This is a genomic window from Pseudomonas sp. C2B4, from assembly GCF_013359695.1.
Classification (GTDB): domain Bacteria; phylum Pseudomonadota; class Gammaproteobacteria; order Pseudomonadales; family Pseudomonadaceae; genus Aquipseudomonas.
The window spans coordinates 1-18,934 of the sequence record NZ_JABFMU010000001.1 but is presented as its reverse complement, the minus strand read 5'-3'; the positions used below and the strand labels follow the sequence as shown (position 1 = coordinate 18,934).

The 18,934-nt window shown below is 58.8% G+C and carries 21 protein-coding genes; 7 read left to right on the top strand and 14 right to left on the bottom strand.

The window, feature by feature from the left end; genetic code table 11:
* The first annotated feature begins 100 nt into the window (after positions 1-100).
* Positions 101-1,102: an LLM class flavin-dependent oxidoreductase gene (locus HNQ83_RS00105; protein WP_175387105.1), complete on the top strand. Its 1,002-nt coding sequence runs from the start codon at positions 101-103 to the stop codon at positions 1,100-1,102.
* Positions 1,103-1,235: 133 nt separating this feature from the next.
* Here HNQ83_RS00105 and HNQ83_RS00100 read toward each other — a convergent pair whose 3' ends face one another.
* Positions 1,236-1,457, bottom strand: coding sequence for a DUF1161 domain-containing protein (locus tag HNQ83_RS00100; RefSeq protein WP_175387104.1), 222 nt, complete (start codon positions 1,455-1,457; stop codon positions 1,236-1,238).
* A 124-nt stretch (positions 1,458-1,581) separates the two neighbouring features.
* Positions 1,582-1,797 carry a dodecin gene (locus tag HNQ83_RS00095; RefSeq protein WP_090327193.1) on the bottom strand — a complete coding sequence of 72 codons (216 nt, stop codon included), beginning with the start codon at positions 1,795-1,797 and terminating at the stop codon, positions 1,582-1,584.
* 157 nt (positions 1,798-1,954) lie between these two features.
* On the opposite strand from HNQ83_RS00095, the gene HNQ83_RS00090 reads away from it, so the two are divergent.
* Positions 1,955-2,281: a YqjD family protein gene (locus HNQ83_RS00090; RefSeq protein WP_175387103.1), complete on the top strand. Its 327-nt coding sequence runs from the start codon at positions 1,955-1,957 to the stop codon at positions 2,279-2,281.
* Here HNQ83_RS00090 and HNQ83_RS00085 read toward each other — a convergent pair.
* Positions 2,254-3,171 (bottom strand): LysR family transcriptional regulator, encoded by a 918-nt coding sequence (locus HNQ83_RS00085; protein WP_175387102.1) that lies wholly within the window; start codon positions 3,169-3,171, stop codon positions 2,254-2,256. The two genes, HNQ83_RS00090 and HNQ83_RS00085, sit on opposite strands and share 28 nt — an antisense overlap.
* Before the next feature lie 112 nt (positions 3,172-3,283).
* On the opposite strand from HNQ83_RS00085, the gene trpB reads away from it, so the two are divergent.
* The 3 genes from trpB (at position 3,284) to HNQ83_RS00070 (ending at position 5,884) form a co-directional block, all read left to right on the top strand.
* On the top strand, positions 3,284-4,504 hold the full coding sequence (gene trpB, locus HNQ83_RS00080; protein WP_175387101.1) for a tryptophan synthase subunit beta: 1,221 nt from the start codon (positions 3,284-3,286) through the stop codon (positions 4,502-4,504).
* Positions 4,504-5,316 (top strand): tryptophan synthase subunit alpha, encoded by an 813-nt coding sequence (gene trpA, locus HNQ83_RS00075; protein WP_175387100.1) that lies wholly within the window; start codon positions 4,504-4,506, stop codon positions 5,314-5,316. Before trpB ends, trpA begins: the two co-directional genes overlap by 1 nt.
* Positions 5,317-5,437: 121 nt before the next feature.
* Positions 5,438-5,884: an anti-virulence regulator CigR family protein gene (locus HNQ83_RS00070; RefSeq protein WP_175387099.1), complete on the top strand. Its 447-nt coding sequence runs from the start codon at positions 5,438-5,440 to the stop codon at positions 5,882-5,884.
* 54 nt (positions 5,885-5,938) lie between these two features.
* Here the strand turns inward: HNQ83_RS00070 and HNQ83_RS00065 are convergent, their stop codons facing one another.
* The 11 genes from HNQ83_RS00065 to HNQ83_RS00015 form a co-directional block, all read right to left on the bottom strand.
* Entirely contained in the window at positions 5,939-7,900 is a 1,962-nt protein-coding gene (locus HNQ83_RS00065) for a DUF4105 domain-containing protein (RefSeq protein ID WP_175387098.1), read from the bottom strand.
* Positions 7,897-8,217, bottom strand: a complete 321-nt coding sequence (locus HNQ83_RS00060; RefSeq protein ID WP_175387097.1) for a DUF2388 domain-containing protein — start codon at positions 8,215-8,217, stop codon at positions 7,897-7,899. Before HNQ83_RS00060 ends, HNQ83_RS00065 begins: the two co-directional genes overlap by 4 nt.
* Before the next feature lie 28 nt (positions 8,218-8,245).
* Positions 8,246-8,563, bottom strand: coding sequence for a DUF2388 domain-containing protein (locus HNQ83_RS00055; RefSeq protein ID WP_175387096.1), 318 nt, complete (start codon positions 8,561-8,563; stop codon positions 8,246-8,248).
* A 112-nt stretch (positions 8,564-8,675) separates the two neighbouring features.
* Positions 8,676-8,993, bottom strand: a complete 318-nt coding sequence (locus tag HNQ83_RS00050; RefSeq protein ID WP_175387095.1) for a DUF2388 domain-containing protein — start codon at positions 8,991-8,993, stop codon at positions 8,676-8,678.
* 145 nt (positions 8,994-9,138) lie between these two features.
* Positions 9,139-9,348: a DUF1127 domain-containing protein gene (locus HNQ83_RS00045; RefSeq protein WP_175387094.1), complete on the bottom strand. Its 210-nt coding sequence runs from the start codon at positions 9,346-9,348 to the stop codon at positions 9,139-9,141.
* A gap of 257 nt (positions 9,349-9,605) precedes the next feature.
* Complete coding sequence (locus HNQ83_RS00040; RefSeq protein WP_175387093.1) at positions 9,606-9,821, bottom strand: DUF1127 domain-containing protein; 216 nt, start codon at positions 9,819-9,821, stop codon at positions 9,606-9,608.
* A gap of 319 nt (positions 9,822-10,140) precedes the next feature.
* Entirely contained in the window at positions 10,141-11,634 is a 1,494-nt protein-coding gene (locus tag HNQ83_RS00035; protein ID WP_175387092.1) for an acetyl-CoA hydrolase/transferase family protein, read from the bottom strand.
* Positions 11,635-11,847: 213 nt separating this feature from the next.
* The gene (locus tag HNQ83_RS00030; RefSeq protein ID WP_137806638.1) at positions 11,848-13,284 is read right to left on the bottom strand and encodes an NAD(P)(+) transhydrogenase (Re/Si-specific) subunit beta; all 1,437 of its coding nucleotides are present in this window, start codon (positions 13,282-13,284) and stop codon (positions 11,848-11,850) included.
* Positions 13,281-13,637 (bottom strand): NAD(P) transhydrogenase subunit alpha, encoded by a 357-nt coding sequence (locus tag HNQ83_RS00025; protein ID WP_007992881.1) that lies wholly within the window; start codon positions 13,635-13,637, stop codon positions 13,281-13,283. The genes HNQ83_RS00030 and HNQ83_RS00025 overlap by 4 nt, the downstream gene beginning before the upstream one ends.
* A gap of 11 nt (positions 13,638-13,648) precedes the next feature.
* A complete protein-coding gene (locus HNQ83_RS00020; RefSeq protein WP_175387091.1) occupies positions 13,649-14,770 on the bottom strand; it encodes a Re/Si-specific NAD(P)(+) transhydrogenase subunit alpha in 1,122 nt (373 codons plus the stop codon).
* 435 nt (positions 14,771-15,205) lie between these two features.
* Complete coding sequence (locus HNQ83_RS00015) at positions 15,206-16,105, bottom strand: LysR family transcriptional regulator (protein WP_175387090.1); 900 nt, start codon at positions 16,103-16,105, stop codon at positions 15,206-15,208.
* Positions 16,106-16,264: 159 nt separating this feature from the next.
* On the opposite strand from HNQ83_RS00015, the gene HNQ83_RS00010 reads away from it, so the two are divergent.
* Together HNQ83_RS00010 and HNQ83_RS00005 are read left to right on the top strand one after the other, a co-directional pair.
* Entirely contained in the window at positions 16,265-17,446 is a 1,182-nt protein-coding gene (locus HNQ83_RS00010; protein ID WP_175387089.1) for an acyl-CoA dehydrogenase, read from the top strand.
* Positions 17,447-17,458: 12 nt separating this feature from the next.
* A complete protein-coding gene (locus tag HNQ83_RS00005) occupies positions 17,459-18,679 on the top strand; it encodes a CaiB/BaiF CoA-transferase family protein (RefSeq protein ID WP_175387088.1) in 1,221 nt (406 codons plus the stop codon).
* Positions 18,680-18,934: the final 255 nt, after the last annotated feature.

The following is an 18,934-nucleotide window of genomic DNA, read 5'->3' as shown; positions in this document are numbered from 1 at the left end:
AACTCGGGTATATGCCCTCATTGCATGAATCACGCCTTTGGATTCGGCAGGTTTTAGTTCGCAAGAAAAAACCTGCGCCCTCAATTGGAGAAGCAGGTTTATGAAACGACTGTCCGATATCAAGTTCTCGACCCTCGATCTTGTGCCCGTTCGAGAGAACGGCAGCGCCGCCCAGTCGCTGCGCAATTCGCTGGATCTGGCGCAGCACGTCGAGAAATTCGGCTACAACCGATTCTGGGTCGCCGAACACCACAACATGGATGGCATTGCCAGTTCCGCGACCTCGGTGTTGCTGGGATACCTGGCGGGCGGCACGTCGACCATTCGCGTGGGTTCGGGTGGCGTGATGCTGCCCAACCATGCCCCCCTGGTGATTGCCGAACAGTTCGGCACCCTTGAAAGCCTGTATCCGGGCCGCATCGATCTGGGGCTCGGTCGTGCCCCTGGTTCCGATCAGTTGACTGCCCGTGCGTTGCGTCGCGAACGCTCCGGCAGCGCAGACGACTTCCCGGACGATGTGGCGGAGCTGGTGCGTTACCTCGGCCCGCGCACGCCAGACCAGCGCGTCATTGCGATGCCGGGCACCGGTACGAATGTGCCGATCTGGTTGCTGGGCTCAAGCCTGTTCAGTGCGCAACTGGCAGGTGAGCGCGGTTTGCCCTACGCCTTCGCCTCCCATTTCGCACCGCGCTACATGCATGAAGCGATTCGCGTCTACCGCAATCACTTCAAGCCTTCAGCGGTGCTGGACAAACCTTACGTGATGCTCGGCGTGCCACTGGTGGCGGCCGACACCGATGAACAAGCCGACTATCTGGCGACCTCGGTGTTCCAGCGCATTCTCGCGCTGATGCGCGGCCAAAGCCTGGTGCAGCGTCCACCGGTGAAAACCATGGATGGCCTGTGGCTACCCCACGAGAGGGAGGCGGTGATGGATTTCCTGGGGTTGGCCATGATCGGCAGCCCGCAGAAAATCCGCGCCAAGCTGGACGTACTGGTCGAGCAGACCCAGGCCGACGAGCTGATTTTTACCTGCGACCTGTACGAACATGCTGATCGTCTGCATTCCTACGAGCTGTTGGCGCAAGTCATGAAAGGCTGACATTTGGCGCATTGACTTGTAGGAGCGAGCTTGCTCGCGATGAACCTGAGACCACTGCAGGGTGTCAGGCTTCCAGCGTTATCGTTGGCGACCATCGCGAGCAAGCTCGCTCCTACAGGTTTTGGTAACCCGCTTAACGCTTGTAGACGATGACCTTGGTGCCCTTTTCACAGGTACCGACGACTTTTCCGCCAGCGGCTGCTCCTTTATCGACAATTTCCAGCGAATAACCGGAAACGCCCTTGGCATCTAGCTTTGCCGCGATCTCGGCTTTCAGTTCTTCGCAGGATTTGACGTCAGCAAAGGCTGTCCCCGCCAGACTCAACAAACCTGCCGCCAAAATAAACTTCTTCATCAGTCGCAATCTCTGGTCGGATCAAAAGGGAGCACCCAGCCTTTGGCCAGATTTTAGTTATATAGCGCCTTGCCATTCCCTATGGCACTCGGCCAGCGCGCAAGTTCAGAAGGCTAGACCAACGTCAGCTGCTGGCAATCCTGAACCCGACTTTAAGCGTCACCTGGAAGTGCGCAGCCTTGCCATCCTTGATGTGTCCGCGGGTTTCGGTCACTTCAAACCATTCCATGTATTTGAGACTTTTACTGGCCTCGGCCAGTGCGTTGTTGATCGCGTCTTCAATGCTGCTGGTGGACGAGCCAACCAGTTCGACTTTCTTGTAGGTGTGATGGTCAGACATGGCGTTCTCCTCAGGGTGTGAAATACAGCCTAGCAGTGATTTTCTGTCTTACTTCTATTGGTCGTTCCGACATGGACGTTCACATTTACTGCACTTTCTCGAGCCCCTGAAGTCCCAACCAACACACGCCACTCATCAACAATGAAGGAGAGCCACCATGGCCAACAGCTCGTTACGCAAAGCCTCATTGCAAAGCATGGAAGCGGAGATCGAGAGTCTGCTCAAATCCTTGGAGAGCCTGAAGGACGACGCCTCGGACGAGTCGCGCAAGACCCTCAAGGTGCTCAAAGGCAACGCTGAGAACGCGCTGAGACATTCGCGCCATCTGCTTTCCGATGCCTATGAGGAGGTCAAGGTGAAAACCCGGGAAACCGGGATCGCGACTCGGGACTACGCCCAGGAGCACCCTTGGACGACAGCCGGTGTGGCCGTCGGTGCATTGGGCCTGTTGGCGGCCTACCTGCTGTTCAAACGCGGTGACTGATCCGTCTGGCACAGCTCGTTTTTGAGCCATTGCGCCAGTTGCCGGGCGCGCCCGTCCGCGGCGCGCTTGGGCAGCCATAGCGCCAGTTGCGCCGGCGTTTCGCTGAACCCCCAGGGCGCGACCAGTCGGCCGGCCTTCAGGTCCTCGGTCACCAGTGGCTCAGGGGCAATCGCCACGCCCAATCCGGCCACGGCCGCTTCCAGCAAATAATACAAATGCTCGAAACCTTGACCGTATTTCAACGACTTGGCGTCGAGGCCGCTCTGCTGTGCCCAACTGGGCCAGGCTTGTGGGCGCGATGTGGTGTGCAGCAATGATTCATTGAGCAGGGCTGTGGCGGGCGCGTCTTTGAGCCTGGCATAGCCGGCGAATCGAGGGCTCATCACCGGGCCGATCCGTTCGCTGGCGAGTTCGAATACCTGCATATCCGCCGGCCAGGGTGGCTCGGCAAATACCAGCAAGGCGTCCAGGCCTGGGCGGCGGGGATCAAGATCGCCTTCTCCGGCGGACAGGTGCAGGCGCAGGTCAGGCAGGTCGGCATTCAATCGTCCCAGGCGCGGAATGAACCAGCGTGCCAGCAGGCTTCCCGAGCAGCCCAGCACAAAAGGCGCATCGGCCGTGCTCTGGGTCAGTTCGGCACACACCGTGCGCAGGCGCTCGAAGGCTTCAGCGCTGGCATCGCGCAATCGCATGCCGGCATCTGTGAGTTTCAGGCCGCGACCTTCCTTGATGAAGAGGCTTACGCCGAGGTGTTCTTCCAGCACCTTCAGTTGCCGGCTGACCGCACCGTGGGTGACGTGCAGCTGTTCGGCAGCCTGACTGACGCTGTTCAGGCGGGCCGTGGCTTCAAAGGCGCGCAAGGCATTCAAGGGGGGCAGGTCGTGGCTCATGGTATCTGTGAGTTTTCCTGACAGGTTGCAGCGATCTTATCGGTTTTCAGGTCGCAGCGTCAGGGGTAGAGTGAAGCCCACTCTCTCTTCACGCATTCAACTGGAGCGCCAAATGACCCAGACAAATCTGCGCAACGGCCCTGACGCTAACGGCCTGTTTGGCGCGTTCGGCGGCCGTTACGTCGCTGAAACCCTGATGCCGCTGGTCCTCGACCTGGCCCGTGAATACGAAGCGGCCAAGGAAGATCCTGCATTCAAGGAAGAATTGGCCTACTTCCAGCGCGACTATGTCGGTCGTCCAAGCCCACTCTATTTCGCCGAGCGTCTGACCGAGTTCTGCGGCGGCGCAAAGATTTATCTCAAGCGCGAAGAGCTGAACCACACCGGCGCGCACAAGATCAACAACTGCATCGGCCAGATTCTGCTGGCGCGGCGCATGGGCAAGAAACGCATCATTGCCGAGACTGGCGCGGGCATGCACGGCGTCGCGACCGCCACCGTGGCCGCACGTTTTGGCCTGGACTGCGTGATCTACATGGGTACCACTGACATCGAGCGTCAGCAGGCCAACGTATTCCGCATGAAGCTGTTGGGTGCCGAAGTGATTCCGGTCGTGGCCGGTACCGGTACTTTGAAGGATGCGATGAACGAAGCCCTGCGTGACTGGGTGACCAACGTCGACAACACCTTCTACCTGATCGGCACCGTCGCCGGTCCACACCCTTATCCAGCGATGGTTCGTGATTTCCAGGCCGTCATCGGCAAGGAAACCCGCGACCAGCTGCAAGCCCAGGAAGGTCGTCTGCCGGACAGCCTGGTGGCGTGCATCGGTGGCGGTTCCAACGCCATGGGCCTGTTCCACCCGTTCCTCGACGACAAGAGCGTTGAAATCATCGGCGTTGAAGCGGCCGGTCACGGCATCGAAACCGGCAAGCACGCTGCCAGCCTGAACGGTGGCGTTTCGGGTGTGCTGCACGGCAACCGCACTTTCCTGTTGCAGGACGACGACGGCCAGATCATCGACGCCCACTCGATCTCCGCAGGCCTGGACTATCCGGGCATCGGCCCGGAACACGCCTGGTTGCATGACATCGGCCGCGTCCAGTACACCTCGGTGACCGACGACGAAGCCCTCGCTGCCTTCCACCAATGCTGCCGCCTGGAAGGGATTATTCCTGCACTGGAAAGCGCTCACGCCCTGGCTGAAGTGTTCAAGCGCGCACCGAAGCTGCCGAAGGATCACCTGATGGTGGTCAACCTGTCCGGTCGCGGGGACAAAGACATGCAGACCGTGATGCACCACATGGAACAATCGAAGCAGGAGAAACACTGATGAGCCGCCTGCAAACACGTTTTGCCGAACTCAAGGAACAGAACCGCGCTGCCCTGGTGACCTTCGTCACCGCCGGTGACCCGGACTACGACACGTCCCTGGCGATCCTCAAGGGTTTGCCGGCCGCTGGCGCCGACGTGATCGAATTGGGCATGCCCTTCACCGATCCGATGGCTGACGGCCCGGCGATCCAGCTCGCCAACATCCGCGCCCTGGCTGCCAAGCAGAACCTGGTGAAAACCCTGGAAATGGTGCGTGAGTTCCGCAAGGACAACAACGAAACGCCGCTGGTGCTGATGGGATACTTCAACCCGATTCACAAGTACGGCGTACCGCGTTTTATCGCTGATGCGAAAGAGGCTGGTGTCGATGGCTTGATCGTGGTCGATATGCCGCCTGAACATAATGGCGAACTGTGCGACCCGGCACAGGCTGCCGGTCTGGACTTCATCCGTCTGACCACCCCGACCACAGACGACGTTCGCCTGCCCACCGTGCTCAACGGCAGCTCCGGCTTTGTGTATTACGTCTCCGTTGCCGGTGTGACCGGTGCTGGCGCGGCAACACTGGAGCACGTCGAAGAGGCGGTCGCTCGTCTGCGTCGCCATACCGACCTGCCGATCAGCATCGGCTTCGGCATCCGTACACCGGAGCAAGCGGCGTCTATCGCGCGTCTGGCGGACGGTGTGGTGGTGGGTTCGGCATTGATCGATCACATCGCCGATGCCTCGACGCCGGATCAGGCGATCGATGGCGTACTGAGCCTTTGCTCGGCACTGGCTGATGGTGTGCGTAAGGCCCGTGTCAGCTGAAGGTAAAGTTCCTGATACAGAGGAATTAGAGCCTCCCGGCACAGACTAACCAGCAAGACCGAGGGCTTCAGGACTGCGTTCTGAAGCCCTTTTTGCTGTGTGTGTTGTGAGGAAACCCCCAATGAAAATGCCGAAACGTCTGATTGCCAGCCTGGGTGTGCTGATGCTCAGTGCGACCCCGTTGCTGCACGCCAGCGCCGATCAACGCGACGATCACGACCACGGCGGCCCGCAGCAGGGCCATTACGACAATCACGGCGATGATCATCGTGGCGGGCAGGACAACCATCGTGGCGGACCTCCTCCACGGGACTTCGGTCCAGTGCGCCAGACCATTCACGACCATCGCGACTATTTCGTACGCGGGGCTCCGCCACCGCCGGGTATTCGTCTGGTTCGGGGTCGGCCTTTGCCCCATGGTTACTATGGTGAGCGACTGGATAACCGTGCACTGGGGCGACTGCCGTACTACCCGGGTTACGAATGGCGTCGGGCCGGGGGGGATGTTGTGCTGATCGCGGTGGGGAGCGGGATTGTGTATGAGGTCCTAGAGGGCGTGCTCTACTGAGTCGCTGTTTGATTGTGGCGACGGAGCAAGCTCCCTCGCCACAAAAATACTCACTTAAGGCAACTCCAACCCGCCCGACGCCTTGTGCAGTGTGCGCAGATGCTCGCCAATCTGCTTCACGTTGGCTTCATTAGCCGCCATTTCCGCTGCACGTTCCGGTTCAAGCAAGGCCCTGACTTCCTTGTCCAGATCTCCGCTCAGTGCCTGAAGCTGTTTCTGGCGCAGGCTGCTTTCCGATTCCAGGCGTTGCCATTCATTCGGCTGCGGCAATCCATAGCCTCCGCTGCCGAGCAGTTCCGCCGGGCGGCTGAGGAAGCCGCTGTTGGCCAGAATCTCCTGCAAGGTTTTATTGGCTCTGTCCATGCCGCCGTTCTGCAGCTCCCGGGCGCCCAGATAGCGTTGTTTCACTTCATCCTGGGCCAGCACCAATTGCTGCCGGAAACTGGCCTGCTCCAGCAGCAGCAGTGCCGCACTGGTGCGCAGGTCAGCCTGATCAAACCATTGGCGGCGCTGCTCGGCTTTCAAGGCCAGCCAGTCCTCGACCTTGTCCTGTTTGATCGGCAAGTGTTTCTTCAACACCTCGAACATCGCTTGATAGCGTTCACGGAAGGAGTCGAAGCGATAACCCAGGCGTAGCGCTTCGCGGGGATCGTCCAGCACGCTGGTGTTGGCCAGGCCGCGCCCCTTGAGCACTTCGAGCAGCCCGTTTGGCATGATGCTGTCCAGTCCGACCAGCTTCGAATTGTTGGTGCCGCTGCGTAGCAGTTTGAGGCCTTCTACTGCGCAGTTGTTGGAGAGGAAAAAGTAGTTTCCGTCATAGCTCCAGTGCATCTCGGCGGCATGTTCCACCACCTCTTCGATTTCGTTGCGCGACAGATTCAGCGGCACTGAAGCCAGGCTGCGCAATTCGGTCTTGGTGTATTCATCGATCACTTGGGCCAACGGCAGGACAAACAGGCGAGAGGGGTATTTGCCCACCAGTCCATCCCAGCTCGACAGCTGCACGTCGCCGACGAAGGCGCGGTAGGACAACACCAGATGCTGGTCCAGGTCCAGCCGACAGTCCGGCCCACGAGGCCGGCCCGGAGCACAGATCACCAGCCGCAACATGCTGTGGCCCCAGCGGCTGACCCAGTTCTGATTGGCCTCGGCCAGCAGATAGTCGACGGCATACACCCGCTCCGGATCGACCTGGCCCAGCGGTGTTTTGGCAAAGTCATTGCCGGCATTGAGGAACGCGAAGGTTTTGCCGCAGGTGTCTTTGGCGGCAGGTGCCCAGCCGAAGTGTTCTTTGTAGTAGCGGTACAGGGCCGGGCGGCGACAGGCGTAACCCGGATCGAGGAGGAAGTACTCCATGTTGACCGCGACGAACTCTTTGGGACTGCTCGTTTCGTAGATGTCCGGACTGCGTGCGATCTGCCGGTTGTACTGTTCACGTTCGCCACGACGGCCCACGTATTGCGGCCAGCCGGCAAGGTCGAGCAGGCGCGGATCGTCGCTGAGGGTGAAGCGGCGCCCGGACTGACCGCGACATTCGTCGGGAATGCCGACCAGGCCTGAGCTGCTGTCCTGTCGGGTACAGCGTTGGATCAGTGTGCGCTCCGCCTGGGGCCACAGGCGTGAACGGTCATAAATGTGGGTCAGTTCGTGCAAAACCGTAGCGAGCATTTCCCGGCGTACGGTGCCATGGGGACGGTAGGTTTTTTTGGTGGCGGCGCTGCCGTCCGTGAGGCTGGCCAGCAACCTGCGATTCAGATCGAGTTCGGACACCAACGATGCCTGGCCATAGGCGTTTGTGGGCATGTCGTCGGTCCAGCCGACGTCGATGCGCCGGTCGAGGTGCTCGATAAAGCGCGGCGGTAGCGCCTGCATGGCTTCATCGAGCAACGCCTGACTGGCCTGCTGTTGTGCGGGACTCAGATCTTCTGTCTTGAGGTGTAGTTCAAGGCCGGCCTGGGCGTTGTTGCCGAACAGCAACAGCGCCCCGGCCAGTAGCCAGGCTGTGGATAGCTTCACAGTGCGAGGATGGCTTCGGCGAGAACCTGATCACTGGCATCACGGGCTTCCGGCACGCGGGTGCGCAACATGTCGAAGGCCGCTTCCAGGTGCGCACCACGAATATCGCCATTGGTCGCAACGAAGCTGGCGGCGTCATCCTGTGCTTCGCGCACGAGTTTCGAGTCCCTGATGGACGTGGTGGTATCAGAAGTGAAATCCAGTGTGCGCTGGGTGGCACGAATGAGGATGTTACTGGTGGCTACCAGGGTATGTGCCTGGGCCATATCGGCCAACAACAGCAGGCCAAGGGTGGCGGCAATCAGCGGGCTACGCATGGAACGACTCCGGAGGAACTAAGGATAACTATTGGACGAGAATTGCCTGTGCCAGTTCAAGGTCGCTGGCATGAAGTTTTGGCTGGTTCTGGCGCAGATAGCGCAGGGCCGACTCGAGTTGGGCGCCTCTCAATTGGCCGTCACTGGCGATGAACGCTGCGGCGTCATCATGGGCGGCGAGCAGCAGTTTATGGTCGAAGGGGGCGGAGGTCACCAGGCTTGAGGCATAACCACTGGCCACGGTGCCTTGCGTCGACAGATTAAAGGCGTCGAAGGCATAGGCCGAGCCCGAATAGTTGGCCGCCATAAAGGCAGAAGTGATTAACAGGCGTGAAAGAAAACGCATGAGACTCGGCAGTTGAAAGCGAGTCCCAAGGCTAGCGCAATGCCCGGACTAGAGCCAGCGCCGAAACATGAACATGGGGACACGTTGGGCGTGTCCCGCGTCAGACGTTTGCTTAGATCGCCAGAATCGCTTGCGCCAATTGCGCATCGCTTGCATTCAGTTGAGGAGCCTGATGCCGGATGTGGTCGAGCGCGCTTTCCAGTTTTACGCCGCGGATGTTGCCCTCGCTGGCGACGAAACTGGCGGCGTCGTCACGAGCGGCCAGTACGATCTTGTCATCTTTAAAGGACGAAGTGACGTCGGAGGTTGCATCGGAGGTGGCTTTGAGTGCACCGACGACGGCATCGGTGGTCACGATGAAGCTGGTGGCGTGGGCATTGGCAGCCACGGCAATCAGGGCTGCAGCGCTGAGCAGGCGAAGACGGGACATGGTGTAGCTCCTTTGGATAATTCAATTGAAATATGGCGTGGTGTCTGGAGAGTCAGACGTTAGACACTCCGCGCTCGCCAAGTTCTGGTTTGATATTAGGCCTGCTCATAGCGATTCGAACAGTGCCTTCTGTTCGGGCAGCGCATCAGCGCCAAAATGGTTTATCCAATTCTTTGGCACGATCAGCGTGGCTGATGCCCAGGTCTGAGAGCTGCCGATCATCCAGTTGGCCCAGTAAATGCCGGGTTCTGCTCCTTTCCAGGCTGTCGCCGAACCTCCTGAGCAATCTGCGGAGCCAGCTCACGCGATGATTGGATTGAGGCGTGGAAATGGAAGTATCCAAAGTGCGATTCATGGTGCAGTCCTTTTGCAGTCGGGATGGGATCTCATGTTGATCCCGACCGGATACTGGCAACAGACACACCAAGACTGAATTGTACTGGTTCAGTTGCGATGTTATTACAACTGTACCTATTGGCGACTTCTTCCTCTGTATTGTTGGTTTTGGATCGTCAAAACGACAAAGCCCGTCGTGGTTTCCCACGACGGGCTTTGCTTTTTCAATTCGGGTTGCTGGCGGTGGACCTTAAGGTCAGGGCCAGCGACGCTGACTTAGCGCCAGAACGGCTTGCTCAGCTCTTCGAAGCGTTGTGCTTCGCTGATCCCGGCATCAGCCAGCAGACGCGAATCCAGGCGAGCCAGTTGGTGGCGGCTGGAGATGCGGCGCTGCCACAGCATCAGGTTGGCGATAACGCGCAGAGGCAGGGAAGCCTGGGTTTTTGCAGCAGTGTCTTCGAAGAACAGATCGGAACTGAGTGTACGTTCCATGGTTTTCATCCTTCCGCTTGTGGCGGGATTAGGTAGTGGTTTAACTGGTGCCCATGATCCTCTTGTTTGCCTAGTCCCTGTAGATACAGTTCATCTGTATTGTGAGGGCTCAGTTAACTGTTTATAGGGGGTGTACTGGTCAAAATTGAGGCAACTGTACCTATCCGCACCTAAATAGTGCGTTTTTGCTGGTTTGATAGGGTGGCGTAGGGAATTACGGTAGAAAATGACCGGTACAGCAGTACAGTTTTTGAAGGATTTACGCTTAGCGATAAGCAGCTGACGAAACTGTGTTTGCATCAGCTGCTATCTGTACCAATCAGACGGCGAGCATTTGTCCGGTTTCTTCCAGATTCATGTGCCAACTCAGGGCGTCGCGCAGGATGTGGGGGGTGTGCCCGCCGATTGCGCAGGCTGCCGTGAAGTAGTCATTCAATGCCTGGCGGTAATCCGGGTGTACACAGTTATCGATGATGACGCGGGCGCGCTCGCGGGGTGCCAGGCCACGCAAGTCCGCCAGGCCCACCTCGGTGACGAGAATGTCGACGTCATGCTCGGTGTGGTCAACGTGACTGACCATAGGCACCACACTGGAAATGGCGCCGCCCTTGGCGATCGATTTGGTGACGAAGATCGCCAGATGCGCGTTGCGCGCGAAGTCACCCGAACCGCCAATGCCGTTCATCATCCGCGTGCCGCAGACGTGGGTGGAGTTCACGTTCCCATAAATGTCGAACTCGAGCGCCGTGTTGATGCCGATGATACCCAGGCGACGCACCACTTCCGGGTGGTTGGAGATCTCTTGTGGGCGCAGCACCAGTTTGTCCTTGTAACGCTCCAGATTACCGAACACATCGGCATTGCGGCGGCTCGACAATGTGATCGAACTACCCGAGGCAAAGCTCAGCTTGCCGGCGTCGATCAAGTCGAAGGTCGAGTCCTGCAGCACTTCGGAGTACATCGTCAGGTCTTCGAAAGGCGAATCGATCAGGCCGCACATCACCGAGTTGGCGATGGTGCCAATCCCGGCCTGCAGCGGGCCGAGCTTGTTGGTCATGCGCCCGGCGTCCACTTCCTGCTTGAAGAAGTCGATCAGGTGGTCGGCGATGGCTTGGGTTTCCGCGTCTGGCGGCAGCACGGTGGAAGGCGAGTCGGATTGGTTGGTGATCACGATCGCGACGATTTTTTCCGGCGGAATCGGGATGGCGGTGCTGCCAATGCGATCCTCGACCTTGACCAGCGGAATCGGCGTGCGGGTCGGACGATAGGTCGGGATATAAATGTCGTGCAGGCCTTCGAGGTTCGGGTTGTGCGCCAGGTTGATCTCGACGATCACGTGTTTGGCGAAAATCGCGAAGCTGGCCGAGTTGCCCACGGAGGTGGTGGGCACGATATGACCTTGTTCGGTAATGGCGACGGCTTCGATGACCGCGATGTCCGGCAGTTTCAGTTGCTGGTTGCGCAGTTGCTCGACGGTTTCCGAGAGGTGTTGGTCGATGAACATGACTTCGCCAGCATTGATTGCCTTGCGCAGGGTGCTGTCCACCTGGAATGGCATGCGCCGTGACAATACGCCGGCTTCGGTGAGCTGCTTGTCGAGATCGTTGCCCAGGCTGGCGCCGGTCATCAGGCTGATCTTCAGTGGCGTGACCTTGGCCCGTTCCGCCAGTGCGTGGGGGACGGCCTTGGCTTCACCGGCGCGGGTGAAGCCGCTCATGCCGACGGTCATGCCGTCCTCAATCAAAGCGGCAGCCTCGGCGGCGTTCATCACTTTATCCAACAACGAAGGCAGGCGAATACGGTCACGGTACATGGATTGTTATCTCGGGAAGCGGGTAGCTGGATGCGCAGTCTATTGAATTTCGCTGCTCCCTGTCCCGCTACCAAGGTCGCAAAAGAGGCGTCTATTCCGCGGCTTTCAAGCAAAACACCGTTACCGTTTCGGTAATAAAACAGCGTTGTGCCTGCCGATTTGCGCAAACAAAAACGCCCCGACAAGTCGGGGCGTTTTTATTGCCAGCGAGGGTTACTCGACAGCCTTGACCATGTCTTCGATGACCTTTTTGGCGTCACCGAACACCATCATGGTTTTGTCCAGGTAGAACAGTTCGTTGTCCAGGCCGGCATAGCCGCTGGCCATCGAGCGTTTGTTGACGATGATGGTCTTGGCTTTGAACGCTTCGAGAATCGGCATGCCGGCAATCGGCGATTTCGGATCGTTCTTGGCGGCCGGGTTGACCACGTCGTTGGCGCCCAACACCAGTACCACATCGGCTTGGCCGAACTCGGAGTTGATGTCGTCCATCTCGAACACCTGGTCGTAAGGCACTTCAGCCTCGGCCAGCAATACGTTCATGTGGCCTGGCATACGACCGGCAACCGGGTGGATCGCGTACTTCACGGTCACGCCACGATGAGTCAGCTTCTCGGTCAGTTCCTTCAGCGCATGTTGCGCCCGCGCTACCGCCAGGCCGTAGCCCGGAACAATGATCACGGTGTCGGCGTTGGTCAGCAGGAAGGTCGCGTCATCAGCCGAGCCGGATTTCACCGGGCGCGCTTCTTTCGAGCCAGCAGGGCCGGCCGCGTCCGCAGTGTTGCCGAAACCACCGAGCAGTACGTTAAAGAAGGAGCGGTTCATCGCCTTGCACATGATGTACGACAGGATCGCACCGGACGAACCCACCAGCGAGCCGGCGATGATCAGCATCGAGTTGTTCAGCGAGAAGCCGATACCCGCCGCTGCCCAGCCGGAATAGCTGTTGAGCATCGACACCACCACCGGCATGTCGGCGCCGCCAATCGGGATGATGATCAGCACGCCGAGCACGAAGGCCAGCGCCAGCATCACGCCGAAAGCGGTGTAGTCGCCAGTGAGCATGAAGGTCACACCCAGTGCCAGCGTGGCCAGGCCCAGCAGCAGGTTCAGCTTGTGCTGACCGCTAAACTGTACCGGCGCACCCTGAAACAGGCGGAACTTGTACTTGCCAGCCAGTTTGCCGAAGGCAATGACAGAACCGGAGAAGGTGATCGCACCGATGGCAGCCCCGAGGAACAGTTCCAGGCGGTTACCAGCGGGGATCGCATCACCCAGTTGCTGGACGATGCCCAGCGACTGCGGCTCGACCACGGCAGCCACGGCGATGAACACCGCTGCCAGGCCGATCATGCTGTGCATGAAGGCGACCAGCTCGGGCATCTTGGTCATTTCAACGCGTTTGGCCATGATCGAACCGGCGGTGCCGCCGATCAGCAGGCCGACGATCACGTAGACGATACCGTCATGGGCCAGTTCGGCGCCGAGCTTGTAGATCAGGCCAACCGTGGTGAGGATCGCCAGACCCATGCCGAGCATGCCGAACAGGTTGCCGCGACGCGAGGTGGTCGGATGCGAAAGACCCTTGAGCGCCTGGATGAAGCAAACCGAGGCGATCAAATACAGGGAAGTAACCAGGTTCATGCTCATGCTTGCTGCACCTCAGCCTTGACTGCTTCGGCCTTGGCTGCCGGAGCTTTTGCTGGAGCCGCCTTCTTCTTGAACATTTCCAGCATGCGTCGGGTGACCAGGAAGCCACCAAATACGTTGACTGCGGCCAGGGCCACGGCCAGGGTGCCCATGGTCTTGCCCAGTGGGGTCACGGTGAGGGCGGCGGCGAGCATGGCACCGACGATCACGATGGCGGAGATGGCGTTGGTCACGGCCATCAGTGGTGTGTGCAGGGCAGGAGTCACGTTCCAGACCACGTGGTAGCCGACATAGATAGCCAGTACGAAGATGATCAGGTTGTAGATACCGTGAGAGATCAGCATGTCTTCCATTGTTTTTATCCTCAGCCGTTCTTGCGCACGATCTGGCCGTCGCGGCACATCAGGCACGCGGCGACGATATCGTCTTCAAGGTTGATCACCAGTTGTCCTTCTTTATCGAACAACAGTTTCATGAAGTCCAGCAGGTTGCGTGCATACAGGGCCGAGGCATCGGCTGCGACCGCGGCCGCCAGATTGGTCGGGCCGACGATGGTCACGCCATGTTCGACGACTACCTGGTCAGCCACAGTGAGCGGGCAGTTGCCACCTTGGGCGGCCGCCAGATCGATGACCACCGAGCCCGGCTTCATCTGCGCCACGGTTTCCGCACTCAATAGCGTCGGCGCCTTGCGGCCCGGAATCAGAGCGGTGGTAATGACAATGTCGGCCTGCTTGGCGCGTTCATGCACGGCCACAGCCTGACGCTGCATCCAGCTGGCCGGCATTGGTCGGGCATAGCCGCCGACACCGACGGCGCATTCGCGCTCTTCATCGGTCTCGTAAGGCACGTCGACGAATTTGGCGCCGAGGGATTCAATCTGTTCCTTAACCGCCGGGCGTACGTCAGACGCTTCGATCACCGCACCCAGACGCTTCGCCGTGGCGATGGCCTGCAATCCGGCAACACCGGCACCGAGAATCAGCACGCGCGCCGCTTTCACGGTGCCCGCAGCGGTCATCAGCATCGGCATGAAGCGCGGATAGTGGTGAGCTGCCAGCAACACAGCCTTGTAGCCGGCGATGTTGGCTTGGGAGGACAGCACATCCAGGCTCTGGGCGCGGGAGGTGCGCGGCGCGGCTTCCAGCGCGAACGCGGTAATGCCGCACTCGGCCAGCTTGGCGATGGTTTCATTGCTGAACGGGTTGAGCATGCCCACGACAACGGTGCCGGGCTTGATCAGCACCAGTTCGCTGTCGCTGGGTGCGACCACTTTGAGAATCAGCTCGGCACCAAACGCATCATTGGCGCTGCCAATGGTTGCGCCTGCCGCTTCATAGGCACTGTCTACAACGCTGGCATTAACGCCGGCGCCGCTTTGTACAGTGACCTTATGACCCTGGCCGATCAGCTTCTTGATGGTTTCCGGGGTAGCAGCAACCCGTGTTTCACCCGTCTGGGTTTCGAGAGGAACACCAATGTGCACGTCAAATCTCCTGCGTGATCTTATTAAGTAAACCCATGCACTACGGATGGTGCGGCTGGGGCGGCCGATCAGCACGATCCCGCTAAATCAGGGCGGGGCGCGGCATTTTGCAGGCGAACTTTGTGCCCTTCAAGGGATTATGACGTGTGACGGAAAATTAACTACAAGTCACCCCGTGACCGAATGTCGCATCAATTCGGTTCAAGCCCTTGTACAGCGTGCCTTTCAGACGATTTTGCCAAAATTCAGCAATTTTCACATCGGCCCTATGAATGATGCTGTATCGCCTTTGAATACAGGCGCAAAGCCATGTATTCAGGCGCTTGTGGGACGTTTGTACCGCTTGTGGGTACAGTCTTCGGATATGCGACAAATACTTATATCTGTAGGGTTTTTATTTTATTGACTACGGGGTCAGCTAATGGCTGTAAGCCTTCAGCCTTCTAGGCTGTAGCTGTGTGCCTGATTGACCAGCCAATCCCGAAAAGCCCGCAAAGAGGCAGATTCGACCTTCCGTTCAGGAATCATCAGGTAATAAGCCTTGATGCTGGAGAGTGCCTGCGGGTTGGCAATGACCAGTCTTTTCTCTGCCAATTCACGCTGAATCAGAAACGGTGGAATCAGGGCGATACCCATGTCGTGCATGGCTGCCTGGGCCAGCATGGAGAATAGCTCGTAGCGTGGTCCTGTCATGTCGCGAGGGACATTCAGTCGCTGAGAGTTAAACCAATGTCGCCAGGCGTAGGGGCGGGTGGTCTGCTGCAAAAGAGGTAGCTCAGCGATTTCGTCGGCGGTCAGATGAGTGTTTTTCCCCATCAGGTTGGGGCTGCAAACGGGGAGTGGATGTTCGCCCATCAAACGGTGGGATTCTGTGCCGGACCAGTCTGCGTCGCCGAAGTAAATTGCGGCATCGAAGTCCGTGTCGGCAAACAGGAAGGGGCGTGTGCGGTTGGTCAGGTTGACCGTTACTTCCGGGTGTTTTTGCTGGAAGTCCTTGAGGCGAGGCAACAGCCATTGGGTGCCGAAGGTCGGCACCACTGCCAGCTCGATCACGTTGGCACCTTGCTGGCCCATCACGGACAGGGTGTCGCGCTCGACCGCGTCGAGCTGGGTGGCGACCCGACGACTGTAGGAGAGGCCAGCCTCTGTCAGCTTTACTCCGCGTCGTGAGCGTCGGAACAGCTCAACATTGAGAAACTCCTCAAGGCTGGCGATCTGTCGGCAAATCGCCCCCTGTGTCAGTGAAAGTTCCTGTGCCGCCTTGGTAAAGCTCTCATGGCGCGCGGCCGCCTCAAAGCTGATCAGGGCGGTGGTGCTGGGTATCTTCCTGCGCATGTACGTCAACCTCACTAATACATCGCACAATTTGCCGTTTGCGACGTTTCGGAGTGAGAAATTAGCACAACAGTATGCGAAATCCTCGTTTGCCCAGATGACGAACCCGGCCTAGGATCAGTCCACGTTTATTTCACCCCGTTTCGAGAGGACACACTCATGGCCGGTAAAGCTAGCTTCAACTGGATCGATCCCCTGCTGCTGGATCAACAGCTCACCGAAGAAGAGCGCATGATCCGCGACACCGCCGCGCAGTTCGCCCAGCAGAGCCTCGCGCCGCGCATTCTCGAAGCGTTCCGTCACGAAAAGACTGACCCGGCGATCTTCCGCGAAATGGGCGAGGTCGGCCTGTTGGGTGCAACCATTCCTGAGCAGTACGGTGGCAGTGGCCTGAATTATGTCAGCTACGGCCTGATTGCCCGTGAGGTCGAGCGTATCGACTCCGGCTACCGCTCGATGATGAGTGTGCAGTCCTCGCTGGTCATGGTGCCGATCAACGAATTCGGTACCGAAGCGCAGAAGCAGAAATATCTGCCGAAACTGGCTTCCGGCGAGTGGATCGGCTGCTTCGGCCTGACCGAGCCGAACCACGGTTCCGACCCGGGCTCGATGATTACTCGTGCACGCAAAGTGGAAGGCGGCTACAGCCTGACGGGCAGCAAGATGTGGATCACCAATAGCCCGATCGCGGATGTGTTCGTGGTCTGGGGTAAAGACGATGCAGGCGACATTCGTGGTTTTGTTCTGGAGAAAGGCTGGAAGGGCCTGAGCGCCCCGGCGATTCACGGAAAGGTCGGTCTGCGTGCATCGATCACCGGTGAGATCGTCATGGACAACGTATTCGTGCCGGAAGAGAACATCTTCCCGGATGTCCGCGGCTTGAAAGGTCCTTTCACTTGCCTGAACTCTGCGCGTTACGGCATTTCCTGGGGCGCGCTGGGTGCTGCCGAGTTCTGCTGGCACACCGCTCGCCAGTACACCCTGGATCGTCAGCAGTTCGGTCGCCCATTGGCAGCCACTCAACTGATCCAGAAGAAGCTGGCTGACATGCAGACCGAAATCACCATGGCGCTGCAAGGTTGCCTGCGTCTGGGGCGCATGAAGGACGAAGGTACTGCAGCGGTGGAAATCACTTCAATGATGAAGCGCAACTCCTGCGGCAAGTCCCTGGACATCGCGCGCATGGCTCGCGACATGCTGGGCGGCAATGGTATCTCCGACGAGTTCGGCGTCGCTCGCCACCTGGTCAACCTGGAAGTAGTGAATACCTATGAAGGTACGCATGACGTCCACGCCCTGATCCTCGGTCGCGCGCAGACCGGCCTTCAAGCGTTCTATTAATAGGAGAACGCCATGGGCGCGCTTTCACATTTGCGGGTACTTGATTTGTCGCGGGTATTGGCCGGGCCGTGGGCTGGGCAGATTCTTGCGGACCTTGGCGCTGAAGTGATCAAGGTCGAGCGTCCGGGCAATGGTGATGACACGCGCGCCTGGGGTCCGCCTTTCCTTAAAGACGCCTATGGCGAAAACACCAGCGAGGCCGCCTATTACTTGTCGGCCAATCGCAACAAGCAATCGGTGACCATCGACTTCACCCGTCCGGAGGGGCAGAAGCTGGTGCGTGACCTGGCGGCGAAGTCGGACATTTTGATCGAAAACTTCAAGGTGGGTGGTCTGGCGGCTTATGGGCTGGACTATGAATCGTTGAAGGCAATCAATCCGAATCTGATCTATTGCTCGATCACCGGGTTTGGTCAAACCGGCCCTTATGCCAAGCGCGCGGGTTATGACTTCATGATCCAGGGGCTAGGCGGCCTCATGAGCCTGACTGGGCGACCTGAGGGGGATGAGGGTGCAGGGCCGGTGAAGGTGGGCGTGGCGCTGACCGACATTTTGACCGGGCTGTATTCGACGGTGGCGATCCTGGCGGCGCTTGCGCATCGGGATCATGTCGGGGGTGGTCAGCATATTGATATGGCATTGCTGGATGTACAGGTGGCGTGCCTGGCCAACCAGGCGATGAACTATCTGACGACAGGCAATCCGCCCAAGCGATTGGGGAATGCTCATCCGAACATCGTGCCTTATCAGGATTTTCCTACGGCGGATGGCGACTTTATCCTTACCGTGGGGAATGACGGGCAGTTCCGCAAATTTGCGGAAGTCGCCGGGCAGCCTCAGTGGGCGGATGATCCGCGCTTTGCCACAAACAAGCTGCGGGTGGCGAATCGGGCGGTGCTTATTCCCCTGATCCGCCAGGCGACAGTTTTCAAGACGACCGCTGAATGGGTGGCGCAGTTGGAGCAGGCTGGAGTTCCCTGTGGGCCTATCAATGATCTTGCCCAGATGTTCGCCGATCCACAGGTCAAGGCGCGCGGGCTGGCGATCGAACTGCCCCATGCGTTGGCCGGGATGGTGCCTCAGGTAGCGAGTCCGATTCGTTTGTCGAAGACGCCGGTCGAGTACCGTCTTGCGCCTCCTTTGTTGGGCGAGCATACGCTGGAGGTTCTGCAGCGGGTGCTAGGGCTGGATGCCGGAGCGGTGGGCGCATTCAAGGATTCAGGCGTGCTCTAAGGATTCCTTCTATATAGAGAGGCAGGATTTGCTCCTTCCGATTGTGTGAAGGGGCTGTTTTTCCTGCCGCCTGTAACTTATTGAAAGGAAGCTGAAATTAGGTGTTGACGGCAGATTTCAGATGTCTATAATTCGCCCCACTTACGGCGCAGTCGAAACGGAAAACTCCTTGGTAAACAATGAGTTACGCAGTTTTCGACAGTGAGTTGCTTCAGGTCATCGAAGCCGAAAGGGAGTTGAAAAAGAGGTGTTGAC

Bases quoted from the DNA above. Each gene is read 5' to 3' on its own strand.
- HNQ83_RS00105 (WP_175387105.1), top strand. From the start codon at position 101: ATGAAACGACTGTCCGATATCAAGTTCTCGACCCTCGATCTTGTGCCC.
- HNQ83_RS00100 (WP_175387104.1), bottom strand. From the start codon at position 1,457: ATGAAGAAGTTTATTTTGGCGGCAGGTTTGTTGAGTCTGGCGGGGACA.
- HNQ83_RS00095 (WP_090327193.1), bottom strand. From the start codon at position 1,797: ATGTCTGACCATCACACCTACAAGAAAGTCGAACTGGTTGGCTCGTCC.
- HNQ83_RS00090 (WP_175387103.1), top strand. From the start codon at position 1,955: ATGGCCAACAGCTCGTTACGCAAAGCCTCATTGCAAAGCATGGAAGCG.
- HNQ83_RS00085 (WP_175387102.1), bottom strand. From the start codon at position 3,171: ATGAGCCACGACCTGCCCCCCTTGAATGCCTTGCGCGCCTTTGAAGCC.
- trpB (WP_175387101.1), top strand. From the start codon at position 3,284: ATGACCCAGACAAATCTGCGCAACGGCCCTGACGCTAACGGCCTGTTT.
- trpA (WP_175387100.1), top strand. From the start codon at position 4,504: ATGAGCCGCCTGCAAACACGTTTTGCCGAACTCAAGGAACAGAACCGC.
- HNQ83_RS00070 (WP_175387099.1), top strand. From the start codon at position 5,438: ATGAAAATGCCGAAACGTCTGATTGCCAGCCTGGGTGTGCTGATGCTC.
- HNQ83_RS00060 (WP_175387097.1), bottom strand. From the start codon at position 8,217: ATGCGTAGCCCGCTGATTGCCGCCACCCTTGGCCTGCTGTTGTTGGCC.
- HNQ83_RS00055 (WP_175387096.1), bottom strand. From the start codon at position 8,563: ATGCGTTTTCTTTCACGCCTGTTAATCACTTCTGCCTTTATGGCGGCC.
- HNQ83_RS00050 (WP_175387095.1), bottom strand. From the start codon at position 8,993: ATGTCCCGTCTTCGCCTGCTCAGCGCTGCAGCCCTGATTGCCGTGGCT.
- HNQ83_RS00045 (WP_175387094.1), bottom strand. From the start codon at position 9,348: ATGAATCGCACTTTGGATACTTCCATTTCCACGCCTCAATCCAATCAT.
- HNQ83_RS00040 (WP_175387093.1), bottom strand. From the start codon at position 9,821: ATGGAACGTACACTCAGTTCCGATCTGTTCTTCGAAGACACTGCTGCA.
- HNQ83_RS00035 (WP_175387092.1), bottom strand. From the start codon at position 11,634: ATGTACCGTGACCGTATTCGCCTGCCTTCGTTGTTGGATAAAGTGATG.
- HNQ83_RS00030 (WP_137806638.1), bottom strand. From the start codon at position 13,284: ATGAGCATGAACCTGGTTACTTCCCTGTATTTGATCGCCTCGGTTTGC.
- HNQ83_RS00025 (WP_007992881.1), bottom strand. From the start codon at position 13,637: ATGGAAGACATGCTGATCTCTCACGGTATCTACAACCTGATCATCTTC.
- HNQ83_RS00015 (WP_175387090.1), bottom strand. From the start codon at position 16,105: ATGCGCAGGAAGATACCCAGCACCACCGCCCTGATCAGCTTTGAGGCG.
- HNQ83_RS00010 (WP_175387089.1), top strand. From the start codon at position 16,265: ATGGCCGGTAAAGCTAGCTTCAACTGGATCGATCCCCTGCTGCTGGAT.
- HNQ83_RS00005 (WP_175387088.1), top strand. From the start codon at position 17,459: ATGGGCGCGCTTTCACATTTGCGGGTACTTGATTTGTCGCGGGTATTG.